The organism is Nostoc sp. FACHB-888 (genome assembly GCF_014696655.1).
Lineage (GTDB): Bacteria > Cyanobacteriota > Cyanobacteriia > Cyanobacteriales > Nostocaceae > Nostoc.
This window is the reverse complement of sequence record NZ_JACJQM010000011.1, coordinates 99,096-113,128: the sequence shown is the minus strand read 5'-3', so window position 1 is coordinate 113,128 and position 14,033 is coordinate 99,096. Positions and strand designations below refer to the sequence as shown.

The 14,033-nt window shown below is 43.5% G+C and carries 11 protein-coding genes and 1 pseudogene; 6 read left to right on the top strand and 6 right to left on the bottom strand.

The features are described from left to right. Positions 1-302: 302 nt before the first annotated feature. The 5 genes from rsmH (at position 303) to H6G26_RS09630 (ending at position 4,723) form a co-directional block, all read left to right on the top strand. Positions 303-1,199 carry a 16S rRNA (cytosine(1402)-N(4))-methyltransferase RsmH gene (gene rsmH, locus H6G26_RS09650; RefSeq protein WP_190729043.1) on the top strand — a complete coding sequence of 299 codons (897 nt, stop codon included), beginning with the start codon at positions 303-305 and terminating at the stop codon, positions 1,197-1,199. Between the two features lie 268 nt (positions 1,200-1,467). Then, positions 1,468-2,121: a MotA/TolQ/ExbB proton channel family protein gene (locus H6G26_RS09645; RefSeq protein ID WP_190729042.1), complete on the top strand. Its 654-nt coding sequence runs from the start codon at positions 1,468-1,470 to the stop codon at positions 2,119-2,121. Positions 2,122-2,259: 138 nt separating this feature from the next. Next, complete coding sequence (locus H6G26_RS09640) at positions 2,260-2,466, top strand: glycogen debranching protein (protein ID WP_190729041.1); 207 nt, start codon at positions 2,260-2,262, stop codon at positions 2,464-2,466. Positions 2,467-3,049: 583 nt separating this feature from the next. Next, positions 3,050-3,607, top strand: a complete 558-nt coding sequence (locus tag H6G26_RS09635) for a methylmalonic aciduria and homocystinuria type D protein (RefSeq protein WP_190729040.1) — start codon at positions 3,050-3,052, stop codon at positions 3,605-3,607. 171 nt (positions 3,608-3,778) lie between these two features. Further along, a complete protein-coding gene (locus tag H6G26_RS09630) occupies positions 3,779-4,723 on the top strand; it encodes a DUF3445 domain-containing protein (protein ID WP_190729073.1) in 945 nt (314 codons plus the stop codon). A gap of 55 nt (positions 4,724-4,778) precedes the next feature. Here the strand turns inward: H6G26_RS09630 and H6G26_RS09625 are convergent, their stop codons facing one another. Then, positions 4,779-5,843 carry a potassium channel protein gene (locus H6G26_RS09625; protein ID WP_277883783.1) on the bottom strand — a complete coding sequence of 355 codons (1,065 nt, stop codon included), beginning with the start codon at positions 5,841-5,843 and terminating at the stop codon, positions 4,779-4,781. 149 nt (positions 5,844-5,992) lie between these two features. Here H6G26_RS09625 and H6G26_RS09620 point away from each other — a divergent pair, with 149 nt between their 5' ends. Next, on the top strand, positions 5,993-7,276 hold the full coding sequence (locus H6G26_RS09620) for an acetylornithine/succinylornithine family transaminase (protein ID WP_190729039.1): 1,284 nt from the start codon (positions 5,993-5,995) through the stop codon (positions 7,274-7,276). Between the two features lie 106 nt (positions 7,277-7,382). On the opposite strand, the gene H6G26_RS09615 is transcribed toward H6G26_RS09620, so the two are convergent. The 5 genes and pseudogenes from H6G26_RS09615 to pgmB all read right to left on the bottom strand — a co-directional run bounded on the left by H6G26_RS09615 (position 7,383) and on the right by pgmB (position 13,752). After that, positions 7,383-7,871 carry a DUF2243 domain-containing protein gene (locus tag H6G26_RS09615; protein ID WP_190729071.1) on the bottom strand — a complete coding sequence of 163 codons (489 nt, stop codon included), beginning with the start codon at positions 7,869-7,871 and terminating at the stop codon, positions 7,383-7,385. A 97-nt stretch (positions 7,872-7,968) separates the two neighbouring features. Beyond that, on the bottom strand, positions 7,969-8,361 hold the full coding sequence (locus tag H6G26_RS09610) for a pentapeptide repeat-containing protein (RefSeq protein WP_190729038.1): 393 nt from the start codon (positions 8,359-8,361) through the stop codon (positions 7,969-7,971). A 66-nt stretch (positions 8,362-8,427) separates the two neighbouring features. Further along, complete coding sequence (locus H6G26_RS09605; RefSeq protein ID WP_190729037.1) at positions 8,428-8,865, bottom strand: Rrf2 family transcriptional regulator; 438 nt, start codon at positions 8,863-8,865, stop codon at positions 8,428-8,430. 238 nt (positions 8,866-9,103) lie between these two features. Further along, positions 9,104-10,453: an ATP-binding protein gene (locus H6G26_RS09600; RefSeq protein ID WP_190729036.1), complete on the bottom strand. Its 1,350-nt coding sequence runs from the start codon at positions 10,451-10,453 to the stop codon at positions 9,104-9,106. Positions 10,454-10,698: 245 nt separating this feature from the next. Then, a pseudogene (gene pgmB / locus H6G26_RS09595) lies at positions 10,699-13,752 on the bottom strand (beta-phosphoglucomutase). Between the last annotated feature and the right edge of the window lie 281 nt (positions 13,753-14,033).

Here is a 14,033-nt window from a genome sequence, read left to right as displayed (position 1 = left end):
GCAGGGAGCAGGGGAAAGAGTTTGCAGCTTTTATCACCATAAAAATGGTGCAATTTAAATGACGATTAGCTTACCTATACAGCCACCAGCTATTTAGATTTTTGAAGAAGAATTCAGAAATCAGAATACAGGAGCTAATTTAGGGACTTCCAATTAAAAAATATCCCATCACTTTGGCGAGTAGGGGAAGCAGGGGGCGCAGGGGAAGCAGGGGAGGAAGAATCTAACGATCATATAGTCGCTCCCAAAATTGAATAATTTAATTTCTGGAAGTCCCTTATTTATCAAAAATAAAATTAAAGATGAAATCAGATTCACAAACGCCGTTAGATTTAGAAGAACTAGCTTTTTCCCATATTTCCGTTTTGGGTCGGGAGGTAATTGAGGGTTTGGCGGTGCGTCCAGGCGGACATTATTTAGATGTGACAGTTGGCGGTGGTGGTCACAGTCGCTTAATTTTAGAAGCTGCTGCGGATGTACGAGTAACGGCTGTTGACCAAGATGAAGATGCTTTAACCGCAGCAAGGAAAGAATTAGCTGAGTTTAGCGATCGCATACAATTTATTTATAGCAATTTTGCTGACTACGAGTTTCCCCCTAATACTTTCGATGGTATTTTAGCCGATTTGGGGGTAAGTTCTTACCATTTAGATCAAGCAGAACGAGGTTTTAGCTTTCGCCAAGCTGCAAGTTTGGATATGCGAATGGATCGGGGGCGATCGCTAACTGCTGCTGATGTGATTAATAATTGGGATGAAGCAGAATTAGCCAATATTTTCTTTAAGTACGGCGAGGAGAGATTATCGCGGCGCATTGCTCGTCGTATTGTAGAACGGCGACCGTTGTACACGACTACAGAATTGGCTGATGCGATCGCTTCTTCAGTTCCTCCAAAATACCGTTATGGGAGAATTCACCCGGCTACTCGTGTTTTTCAAGCTCTGCGAATTGTGGTCAACGACGAGTTAAAATCTCTAGAAACCTTTTTGGATAAAGCACCAAATGCCCTTGTCCCTGGTGGCAGAATTGCGATTATCAGTTTTCACAGTTTGGAAGACCGTCCGGTGAAGCATGGTTTAAGAAATTCACCTTTGTTAAAAGTCTTGACAAAAAAGCCAATTATTGCACAAGAAGAGGAAATTAGTAAGAATCCGCGATCGCGATCGGCCAAACTGAGAATAGCTGAAAAGTTGCTGTAAGCCTTAAACTGCTCCATCTTGTGGCTCAGAACTGCTGCGAATACGCTCAATGAACTTAGGATAATTTTCTAAATCTTGTTCTGACTGTAAGGGTGGCATTTCAATCCTTTGTTAAAGTTACTGCTAAAAAGAAATTCTTAATAACTTGCGATCGCGATCGGTCAAACTGAGAATAGCTCAAAAGGTGCTGTAGCTAAAATGCAGCATTAAACTGCTCCATCTCAACGATCTGTTAACCTAGCGTTGTCGATGAGTTAAAAAATAGTAGATGGAAATTAGTAATCTGTTTACAGCAGGTGGCGTGGTTATGTGGCCTCTGCTGGCGTTCTCTTTGTTAGGGGTGGCGCTGATTATCGAACGGATCATCTTTTGGGTAAGAATAAATAATCGGCAAAACAAGGTAGTGCGAGAGGTGCTACAGCTTTATCGCCTTGATAATGTAGTTAGTGCTTTAGATAAATTGCAGAAAAATGCTGATTTACCCATTGCTCGGATTTTTTTAGCAGCTTTAGAATTGGAGGAGCCAACACCAGAAGAATTTCGTTTGGCATTAGAAAGTGAAGCACAAGCCGAAATCCCCTTACTCAAGCGTTCCCAAAATATTTTTGAGACAATTATTGGTCTTGCGCCCCTGTTGGGACTTCTCGGCACTGTTTTAGGATTAATTAACTCCTTTGCCTCTCTAAATATCGGAGATGTAGGAGGTACTAAAACAGCAGGTGTAACATCTGGAATTAGTGAAGCTTTAGTATCCACAGCATCAGGGTTGGTAGTGGCAATTTTTACACTATTATTTGCCAATACCTTCCGAGGACTCTACCAGCGCCAAATTGCCTGGATTCAAGAATATGGTGGACAGTTAGAATTACTCTACCGCCGTCGCTACGAAAGAGGAGATAAATCCTATGTGCCTACTAGATAAAGCTAAATTGAGTAATCGGTAATATTAATTCACTACTTATTACCAATTTTGCTCTAGAATTTTTGACTTTAATAGTGTTCTAAAATAACGAATAGCTTTTTTCGCTAGAGTTTTTTACAGTTTTTGAGGGAATATTCCATGACTATTTGGGTAAATGAGCAAATTGATCCATCCGGGATGATTCATGCCTGTATTGCTACTTGTAATGAATCTCAAGCTAAAGATTGTCATGATTCCTTTAAGAATAATTTGACCGAGACGCAAAAGGCAGCAGGTTGGGTAGCGCAATTGCGGACAGTCGATTCTTGGGATGAAGTGCCGGTGAATTCTTTAAAACTCAATTAATTGAGTGCTATGGAAACTAGGCTAAGAGCTTAATTTTTTCTAAGCAGACAAGATTACCTTTGTCTTTTTTGCTCACCTTTGGGCGAAATTGCGACGCGCTTTGCCTTATCAGATGGCTGTTTAATCCAGCTTTGCTGGCAGTTAGACCATTTTGCTTTTGACTGCAAATCGTCTAATATCATTTCGCTATGAGGCTGCACTTAATAATTTATTAAACGAACCGCCAAGTACACCAAGTGAAAACGAGCAATCATTAAGTGCAAGTTTACAGAGAATTGGTAGAGATGGAGGTAATTTTTTGGGATTTTGATCGAACAGATTGCAGGAGCGTAGACATAGTCTGCCATAGGCATCGCTTGTCTACCACACGCTGCATTTATGCCAATACCTACAGCGATCGCAGCAAATGCCATGAGAACAGGTTAATAAAGGATAAAATTCGGATTAAAATTATCAAATTATTAGCAACTACTTCTAAAAAAAGTAACTTATTATAGGAAAATGATGATTTTTCTGAACTTTTAAGATGTATCATCTATACCGTAGATTAAATTAAAAAACTTGTATAAGCCGAATCAATTTAGTGAACTATCCCAAAGTTTACACTTCGGAGCAAGCCTGTCCCATTAATTTAGTTGGCGAAACGGGACAAGCGGTTCAAATTTCAATTCATGCTCCCAGTCAATATATCTGTGCCAACTGCGAACGGATATTACCAGATTGGAAACGGCAGCCATTTTTACGAGTAGTGATTGTCTTACAGCAATCGCGTTATCAATTAGTTGAAAAGACAGCAAAAGTAGAGTCAGAGAAAGAAAGCTTGCGAGAAAAGTTTATGAGATTTGGCTGTGATTTAGCATTTAATCTGCGCGATCGCGGTTATTTAACAGACTTAATCGACCCTCGTACAGGCTATCCTTTACTGTCTCATCCTGGTGCAATTCCCCACGATGACACAGCAGTTGTCAAAGCTTTACTTAACTATCCAGTAATTAAAAATCAATGCTCTGTGTTAATTCATCCCGATTGGGGTACAGCAGTTTATCCTAGCATCTTGATATCAGAAGCTCCCCCAATTGTGATCGAATGGGTTACAAAAGGCATAGCATCCATGCATGGATGGAAAGAAATTGATTATTAGTCATTGGTCATTTGTCATTGGGCATTGGTTATTTCTTCCTTATCCCTTCATATATATTGGAAATGAGGAGAATAAAAAACAAGCATCATAGAATCTGTGTCTTTAGACAACTTCTTCCAGGAAACTAAGACAGTCGAAGCCTCTAGTAGTACGGCTTACTACTTCCCTCTCATGAGTGGACGCTACGAAGTCAAGCCGGGCATGATGGCTTTTGGTTCCTATTTTGGTAACGCTCAGGCTGATCAGCAGGTATTTCAAATTGATGATAATTTTGCCCATTACCGTCAGGCTAAATTTTTAGCTCGTGGGGAACGGTTGAGCAAGTACTACCAAACCTGCAATTATTCTAAAGCTGTGGCAGGTGCGATCACTCGTTTAATAATTAATCGCCTTACCCAAGAACACCCACAGCATTTTCACTATCAAAAGTCAATAGATAACATTCTAAAATTCCACAGCCAACTTACCAAAGAAACTCTCTATTTAGATGCAGATTTGCAGTTACAGGAAGTTGAGGGTAGTTCTGTTGTTCCATCTTACGCCTCTACCCTTGATGCACTTGCAGCACAGGTACAAGAAGACTTGACAATTATCTGTCGTTCTGATGATGGTAGCAACTGGCTGGGTGCAGTTCATCTCTGCTATCCTAACCACTGGTCAGCTGAAGAGAAAATTGGTAAGGATTTCGCTACAATTCATGCACCTGTCGCTGGGATGGAAAAAATTAATCGGCGAGGGGGTGCGATCGCTAATACAATGATTACTCAGAAACCGATGGTGCGCTTTGCTTGGGGTTTGAGTACCGATACCCGCCTTAACCACCATCCCGAACCGCCCTCTGGTGTGTCAGTTAGCCAATGGCAAGGTAGAAGCTTTGATTCACAACATCCCCAGCTTTATCTGCGAATTGAGCGCCAAGTGATTTGGGGACTACCGGAGTATGAAGCGGCACTTTTTAGTATTCGTACTTATTTTCGAGATTGTAGTGTAGTGAAAAAACACCCAATGTTACGGTCTAAGCTGTACGCTGCGATTCAATCCATGACACCGGAATCACTGATTTATAAGGGCTTGGTAGAGAGCAAAGCTAGTATTTTACAGTGGTTACAGGAATAGTATGTTTTGTCTGTGGAGGTATTTGGTATAAAAAAGTAGTTAAGGAAAAATAAAATTAGCTATTCTTAGGTTTACGCAATTCCTGCGAACCAATTGGACCAAGAATTTGGTTCAGGCTACGCAACTGTTCTGCTGTACCCATACCAATTAGCCGATCGCCTGGCATTAACACCGTATCGCCAGTGGGGCCACCGATTAAAGTGCCATCAACGCGGCGAATTGCCAGAACTAATGCCCCAGATTGCGATCGCAATCTCGCTTTTTGCAAACTCTGACCCACAAAGGGACAAAAAGCCGGGTCAAGTAAAAATTCTTCCATATACAATTGGCGGTCTGCACCTGTCAAAATCCCGTCTACAAAGTCCAATACTTGGGGTCTGAGAGCCGCAGCAGCCATGCGCTTCCCCCCAGTAATATAGGGGGATATCACTTCATCTGCACCACCGCGTCGTAACTTCTGCAAAGCTTCTTCTGTACTTGCCCGTGCGATCACCCGAATTCCCGAATTCAGTGTTTTTGCCGATAAAACAATATATAAATTTTCGGCATCTGAAGGGAGTGCTGCAACGATACACATCGCCCGTTCAATACCAACTTTCAGAAGTGTGTCATCTAGGGTAGCATCACCTTGATATGCCGTGTAACCTTCCGCCTGCGCCCTTTGCACAGATTCCATTTCCGAATCAATCACTACAAAAGGTACGTCTTCTGCCCGAAATTCCTTGGCAATTTGACGACCAGTCCGGCTAAATCCACAAATGATGTAGTGTTCTGTTAGGGATTCCATTAACCGCCTCTGCTGCTGTAGCCGAATTGCTTCGTGAAAATAGCCTTCAATGATCGCTTCTGTAAATCTGTTGACAATGTAACCGATATTGACTACACCCAACAAAATCAAGGCAATTGTAAACAACCGTCCTCGGCTACCCAGTGGATGCGTCTCTCCATATCCCACAGTCGCTAAAGTGATGACTGTCATGTAAGCTGCATCTTCCCATGCCCAGCCCTCCACTAGCCAATACCACAAAGTGCCAATCAGGAAAACACCGCCAAGAGCGATCGCCCCAGTCATTAACTCTTTTTGGATACGTTGATATTTTTGCTCAAGTGTTGAGTACAAATTTTTTTTCACCACCGCCATGCGTTTGAGGTTATATAAGCGTTAGTTTAAGAAGAAGTACGAGTTGTGCTAAATAAAAAGTATTTTTTAGGGATTTCTAGGAAACTAGTAAATAACTATATGATGAAAAACTCTCAGGAGGAGCGGTCGTGAGCCTACAAACTCTCGTTGAACAAACCACCATCCCCCCAGATTCAGGGTCTGTAGCATCTAGTCCGTTTGATGCAGATAGCTTTAATGAAGCTGTCATGTCTACCTACGGCCGGTTTCCCTTAGCCTTAGAACGGGGTGCTGGATGCCGGGTTTGGGATACACAGGGGCGCGAATATCTGGACTTTGTAGCAGGAATTGCCACTTGTACTTTGGGACACGCCCATCCAATTATGGTAGAAGCGGTAACACGCCAAATTCAGAAGCTGCACCATGTCTCTAATTTGTACTACATTCCTGAGCAAGGTGAATTGGCAAAATGGCTTGTTGATCATTCTTGTGCCGATCGCGTATTTTTCTGCAACTCTGGAGCTGAAGCTAACGAAGCTGCAATTAAACTGGCGCGAAAATATGCCCACACAGTATTAGACATTGAAAAACCAATTATTTTAACCGCCAATGCCAGTTTTCACGGACGGACTTTGGCGACAATTACCGCCACTGCACAACCAAAGTATCAAAAGTATTTTGATCCCTTGGTTCCTGGTTTCCACTACGTAAATTACAACGATATTAACGCTGTAGAAGTGGCGATTAGCGAGTTGGATGAAGGTGATTACCGTGTAGCAGCAATTCTAATTGAGCCATTGCAGGGAGAAGGCGGTGTGCGTCCGGGAGATGTTGCCTATTTCAAAAAGCTCCGGCAGATTTGCGATGAAACTGGCATTTTATTGATTTTCGACGAAGTGCAAGTTGGCATGGGGCGTAGCGGCAAATTATGGGCTTACGAACATCTCGGCGTTGAACCGGATATCTTTACCAGTGCCAAAGGTTTAGGTGGCGGTATCCCCATCGGTGCAATGATGAGCAAGAAGTTCTGTGATGTTTTTCAACCAGGGGAACACGCCAGCACCTTTGGCGGAAATCCTTTTGTGTGTGGTGTAGCACTGAGTGTTTGCCAGACATTGGAACGGGAAAATATTTTGCAGAATGTGCAAGACAGGGGTGAACAGTTGCGAACTGGATTAAAAGCGATCGCAGCAAAATACCCTCAGCACATTGGTGAAGTTCGAGGTTGGGGTTTAATCAACGGTTTGGAGTTACGAGCCGATATTCAACTAACCGCAGCAGATATTGTCAATGCTGCCATCAAGGAGGGCGTATTACTGGTACCAGCCGGGCCAAAGGTAGTCCGGTTTGTGCCACCGCTAATTGTCACAGAAGCGGAAGTAAACACTGCCTTGGAATCTGGAGACAAGGCGATGGCAAGTCTCACAGCTTAAGTAATCAAAAAGCGAGGATGAGTCTTTGTGCCTATCTCTCGCTTTTTCTAACTACGGCAAGTTTCACGGTAGTTAACTTGACGGTAAAATCATTGCGATCGCTTGACTAATGACTTTTGACTACTGGCTCCTTTTTAATCATTATCCAGCCGATGACAATAAGTAGCGCACCCAATGCAAGAAATCCCAGATCCCAAGCTAACTGATTTGGACCTGGTTTCACATGATGGATACCAAAAATTTGGTGGTCAATTAAACCTTCAACAAAATCGAACAACCCAGTACCAATAAGTATTGATCCAATAAAGGTCTGTGATGACCAAGGAACATCATCACGCCCTCCGGCACGCCATAGCAAGACAACTCCGATCACGGTGAATACCCAATCCAAGGCATGAAATAACCCATCCCATACCATGTTCAAATCTATATTCGCCGTGTTGTTCAGAGGTCGAATGTTACTAAGCATATGATGCCACTGGAGGAGCTGATGCAGTACAATTCCATCAATAAACCCTCCAAGACCCACACCAAGAAAAATTCCAGCAGTAATTAGGGGTGCGCGTCGGTTGAGGGTTTCACTTTTCGCCTCCATTGTCAACCTCATAGATAGGCTTTTTCTCCAAAATACAACTCTTTTGGGAGAAACATCTTCTATCTTGAGGCAAGTAAGTTCAGTGAACTTAATTTCATCAATTTTCAGATTTGATCTGCATACCCGCTTTCACTGGGTCGAAATCTTGGGGAAAATGAGTGCTGCGATCGTAGTCTGCTTTTTGCAGGTTCGCTCCTTTGAGATCAGCTTGGCGGAGATTCGCTGACATCAACAATGCTCCCCTAAGATCAGCATCCTTCAGATTAGCTTGATTAAGATCGGCAAAGCTTAGGTCAGTTCCCCTCAAATTTGCACCACTCAGGTTGGCTTCACTCAAGTCAGTATAACTGAGGTCAGAACCTTTCAAGTTGATGCCCTGCAAATCAGCATTACCCAGTTCTGCTTTACTAAAGTCCCGTTTTCCCGCTCCATAACTCTCCACAAGAGTAGCGGCATTATTTATGGGCTGTTGAGAATTGACTTCGGGCATATAACAGCCTCACAGCTTATTACTTTCATACTAAGGATGGATGAAAAATTTCCTATTTTATCGTCTCTAAATGTAATACATGAGTTCCTTCTGCTGTCGGATTGCTCTTCGTTCACAAAGGTCTTGGAGTGTATATTTTTCCAAAACGGAGTTAGCAGCCTGACGTGCTTCCTGCCAGACTTCTTGAATTAGCTCACCTTCTACCGTGTTGGGAGTTGGCTCAGAATTAGAGACAACAATATCTGAGCCTTCCATGCAAGTAAAAGCATCTAATACTGTAATCTTTCCGGGATCTCGTGCCAGAACATAGCCACCTTTGGCTCCGCGTATACTTTTAATTAAACCTCCACGCCTTAATGTGGCCAGAAGTTGTTCTAAATAGCGGTTCGGGATGTCCTGCAATGCCGCTATCTCCCGAATTTGCAGGGCTTCACCGTTAGGGTAGCAGGTTGCCAACTCTAACAGGGCTAGAAGTGCGTATTCTGATTTGTTAGAGATTACCACAGGCGTAATATTTTAAACTCACACTTAAATATACAAATTATTTGAGTTGGTTTTTCTAAGCTACTGTTAAGAAAAACTTTACAAACAACTTATTGTCGACCGGCTAACTCCAGTTTAAAGACCTTTTAGGATAGAAGCAATTATATTTTATGTTTAATTCGATAAATAAAAGTGATTGACTATTGTACGTCTTTTTGAGTTTAAAATTAAAGCGCAGCAAAATTCTTAGTGCAAGGCGCTATATATGCAAATTTGTCGAAAATGGCAGAATGACTGTAAAGGTAGTTCCTGCACCGATCGCACTTTCGACAAAAATTTCGCCGCCATGTAAATCTACAGCCTGCTTGACGATGGACATTCCCAACCCCATTCCTGGGATATTGTCTGCATTACTGGCGCGATGGAAAGGTTCAAAGATGTGTTCAATATCAGAAGGGGGAATGCCAATCCCAGAGTCTTGAGTCTGGAATATAGCTTGGTCGTTGGCAGTGGTGACAGAAAACTTAACTGTGCTACCAATGGGAGAGTATTTTAGACAATTCGAGAGTAAATTACTCAAGATTTGCCGCAGTAGTTTCGCGTCTAAGTTAGCTGGGGTACATTGGCACTTACTGCTAAAAGCGATCGCATGTTGTGAGCGATCACTCTGTTCTAATTCTTCTAACAAATCGCGGCAAAATTCCACCAAATTCAGGGGTGTTGGATTAAATTCTAACTTACTTGTCTCATCTTGACTCAGCAGCAATACATCATTCAACAACTGAGTCATGTGCATAACTGATGTTTGAATGCGACGCAGGTGGGTTTGTTGTCGCTCATCGCTCCAGAGATGGCGATAATATTCTAGTAGTTCCGCAGAAGAGTAGATGGTAGCCAAAGGGGTGCGGAACTCATGGGAGGTGATGGTGAGCAAGCGGGATTTAAGTTCGCTAAACTCTCTTTCTTTGGCAAGCGCTTGTCGCATCGCCTGTTCTGCCCATTGCAGCTTGCCTTGGGTTCGCTTGCTTTCGCTAATGTCCCGTAATATCCAGCGCAAACCAACTAACTTACCTTGTTGATTACGGATAGCAACTACTTTAACCGCAGCAATAATTGGCGTTCTGTTATGTGGTCTTAGGTTTACTTCCCACTCTTGCATTTTCCAGTCTGGAATTTCGGCATGATCGCGCAGATGATTCAGTTTCAAATGAAAAGCAATTATTTCTTTCTCAAGCAGATAAATCTCTAGGAGTTTACCCAACAAACCACTTTTAGAAATGTTGAGCAGAGTTGTGGCGGCTGAGTTAGCTTCCTGAATTAACCCTTTTGTATCAGTCACAAAATAAGCGTCTGGTACTTCCTCAAATAATTCTTGGTAGCGTTGACGTTCTGCTATCAAGGATTGTTGAGTGTTGGATAATTCTTCATTGTGCTGCTGTAGGTCTTCATTAGCTCTTTGCAATTTTTCCAAAGCTAAGTAGACTTCTTTTAATAGTGCGGTGACAAGTTCAATATCTTCCTGTGTTTTTTCCTGTTCACTCTGACGTTGCAAAAGGGCGACGTGCTTACGCATATTCTGTATCTGTAAGGCTAATTCGTCCAAATTCACGCTCTGACTCCTAATTTGGATATCTAAACTTGCGTTTTATTTTAGTAGGACTTACGCATGAGTTACGGAATAACGTAGACGAAGAAAGCAAAGCAGTAGCGACTTGCCGCAGGCTACCGCAGAGCCACAGAGAAGCCAGTGCGCCCTTGCAGTTCCCTGACTTGTAACAACTGGCGCGGCACGGAAAAATTAGAGTTTGAGGATATTTTGCGTAAGTCCTATTTAGATTCCCTACTTGGACAATCTTAGCTTTTGGAGCCTGAATGTTTTTGTCTGGCAATATTGCTTAATTTGGCTCTTAAATCTGCCCATTTGACCCCTTCTAAGCTGGACAAAACAATATGAGCGGCTCCAACTCGTTCGGCGGGGCCGAGTCCTACTGCCCAAATACCACCGGCTAGAGCCGCCTCAATGCCTGCTGCGGCATCTTCTACAACTACAGATTGCGTTGGTTCGAGTCCTAGCTGCTTGGCTACGTACAGAAATAGGTCGGGTGCTGGCTTAGGTTGCTGTACACTATAACCGTCAGCGATCGCATTTACTTTATCGGCAATGCCCAATCGCTCGCTCACTGTGCGGGCATTTTTGCTAGCTGAACCAATACCGATTTTAATCCCAGCTTGTCGCAGGTCATCTAAGAGAGCGATCGCACCTGGTAATAAATCCTTGGATGTCATGTTTTGGATCAATTCCACATAGTAGCCATTTTTACGCTCCATCATCTCCTCGATTTGTGCTTCTGAATACGCTCTATCTCCAATAATATGCATCAGTGAAGCACGACGGGATACACCCCGTAGCGCTTCGTTAGCTTGCCGATTAAAGGGTATACCCTCTTCATCTGCTAGCTTTTGCCAAGCTTGATAGTGAAGTTCTGCTGTATCTGTTAGCACTCCATCTAGGTCGAAGATGAATCCTTGGATGTTGGGCATGGGGTCGGAGTTGGGAGATGGGGTATGGGGCATTGGGGGAGATTAGGGGGGATTTGAGGAGAGGGAAAGTTGGAGATATTTCAGTTGACACTAAATTTATTTATAGGGATCATTAATTTTGAATTTTGAATTTTGAATTTTGAATTCGGAGCGAAGCGACGTGACTTGTTCTTTGCGTAGATCGAAGTCGTGCCATAATCCTTGCCAGTGCAGTTTAAATTTTAGGCGTGTCCAGCCATCAGGCAGGTGGCAGTTGGCTACGGGGCCATTTTCGGTTAGTTGAATGCCGCCGAATCCAAAAATTACAGCTTGCCAAACGCCACCAGCAGTAGCGCCGTGAATTCCATCGCTGGTGTTACCTCGGTTATCTTCAAGATCCACCATTAACGCTTGCATAAACACTTCGTAAGCTTCTGCTGATTTGCCCAAATCGGAAGCTAAAATGGCGTGAACTGCCGGGCCAAGGGACGAACCATAAGTAATGTCTGTGCGTGGTGCGTAGTAGTCCCAGTTTGTCTGCAATGCTTTTTGGTTGTAGGGAAAATCTGCTGATTCCCGCATTAAATAAAGGAGCATTAATATATCTGGCTGCTTGATTACTTGATATTTATTGGTTTTCTCAATACCCAAGATGGCTTGCATGGAGCGATCGCGCCCTTGGTAATCTGCTAAGTTGATATCTTCTAATTGGAAAAATCCCTCGAACTGCTCGATTTGTTCTGTTAATGGATCATGGAAAAACAATATTTTGGCGATGATATCTTGCCAGTGCGATCGCTCTTGTGGGGTGAGTTTGAGTTTCTGTTCTAGTTCAGTAGCTCGTTCGGGGAACTTTTGAGCCAACCAATCATAAACTGCGATCGCTTTCTCTAAATGCCATTGCGCCATCCGGTTTGTAAAGGCGTTATTGTGAACGAATTCATGATATTCATCCACACCGATCACTCCCCGAATTTCATACCGTTGGCGCTCAGGATTGAATTCTACCCGGCTACCCCAAAAAATAGCGGCATCCAAAATAATCTCTGCGCCGCACTGTTGCATCCACTCATCATCACCGGTGGTTTGCCAGTAATTCCAAGCGGCGTAGGGGATATCTGCATTGATATGAATTTCGCGATCGCGACACCAAATCCGCACGTCTTCACCATAAAAATCACTATTGAGTCCCCAACGTGGTGTCACTTCATCTCCGGTATCAGCACTTTCCCAGGCAAACATTGCCCCTTTATACCCATAATGGGCTGCCTTGCGTCTAGCTCCTGGTAAGGTGTGCCAACGGTAACTGAGTAAATTTCGGGCGATCGCTGGTTGGGTAAACAGAAAAAAGGGCAACATAAAAATTTCTGTATCCCAAAAAATATGACCACGATAGCCAAACCCAGAAAGAGTTTTAGCAGGAATGCTCACCTTGTCATCATGGCGTGACCCTGCAATCAGCAGTTGGAATAGATTGTAGCGAACAGCAAAAGCAGCTGTGCTATCCCCTTCAATGAGGATGTCACTTTGCTCCCAAACCTCATCCCATGCCTGCTCATTGGCTTTTAGTAGTGTTGCGTAGTCTGGCAGGTGCGCGAGTTTTTCTGTAGCTGCTGAAACTGGTGTCTCGGTATCCCGCGAGGTAAAAACTGTCACGATTTTTTCTACCGTTACGGTCTGTTTTAATTTAGCTAGGTAGGTCGTGGTCAAGGTTGGATAACCAGGTGCGGTACTGACTTGCAAAGATGCTTCAGTGCCTGAGATTCTCATGGTTGCGCCCATACCGATTTCAATCCGGGAGTGGCGGGTGCGACGTTGCAACCAGATTCCTTGGTCAGTCTTGCCCTGATCTAGCCCTTGCCAGTGATTAAAACCTTGGTTTTCTGGATAGCCGTTGATACTTCCCTGAACTTCGATTACCCCATCAAAATCTACTGGCGTTAAATGACAGCGTTGCACCAACACATGCCGATCTGCAAAACTAGCAAAGCGTTCAAAGTGAATATCTATAGTCTTTCCACTGGGAGAGCGCCAACGCAAATAACGGCTGAGAAGTCCGTAGCGTAAATCAAGCTGCCGATCATAGCGCAATATCTCACCTTGATCGAGACGGAAGCGTTCGCCATTTACAATCACTACCAAAGGTAGCCAATCAGGGCAATTTGCTAGCTCAGTGTACACCACCGGCACATCGTCGTAGACACCGTGGATAAAAGTAGCTGGTAATGCATGAGGATAACCTTCTTCAAAACTGCCTTTTGTTCCCAGGTATCCATTGCCGATTGTAAAGACGGTTTCTTTAGAGTGTAATTGGTCTGGGTCAAACTGGGTTTCGATTAGAATCCAGTCTGTGTAAATAAAATTGCGAGAATGACCTTTTGTTTGCATAAAGTGGGGAGTAGGGAATGGGAATGGGGAAATTTGATTCAGAGCTTGATTAACGGAGTTCAGAGGTGGATGAACCGAGTTCAGAGGTTGATTAACGGAGTTCAGAGGTTGATTAACGGAGTTCAGAGGTGGATGAACCGAGTTCAGAGGTGGATGAACCGAGTTCAGAGGTGGATGAACCGAGTTCAGAGGTGGATGAACCGAGTTCAGAGGTGGATGAACCGAGTTCAAAGGTGGATTAACCGAGTTCAAAGGTGGATGAACCGAGTTCAAAGGTGGAT

Bases quoted from the DNA above. Each gene is read 5' to 3' on its own strand.
- rsmH (WP_190729043.1), top strand. From the start codon at position 303: ATGAAATCAGATTCACAAACGCCGTTAGATTTAGAAGAACTAGCTTTT.
- H6G26_RS09640 (WP_190729041.1), top strand. From the start codon at position 2,260: ATGACTATTTGGGTAAATGAGCAAATTGATCCATCCGGGATGATTCAT.
- H6G26_RS09630 (WP_190729073.1), top strand. From the start codon at position 3,779: ATGAGTGGACGCTACGAAGTCAAGCCGGGCATGATGGCTTTTGGTTCC.
- H6G26_RS09615 (WP_190729071.1), bottom strand. From the start codon at position 7,871: ATGGAGGCGAAAAGTGAAACCCTCAACCGACGCGCACCCCTAATTACT.
- H6G26_RS09645 (WP_190729042.1), top strand. From the start codon at position 1,468: ATGGAAATTAGTAATCTGTTTACAGCAGGTGGCGTGGTTATGTGGCCT.
- H6G26_RS09610 (WP_190729038.1), bottom strand. From the start codon at position 8,361: ATGCCCGAAGTCAATTCTCAACAGCCCATAAATAATGCCGCTACTCTT.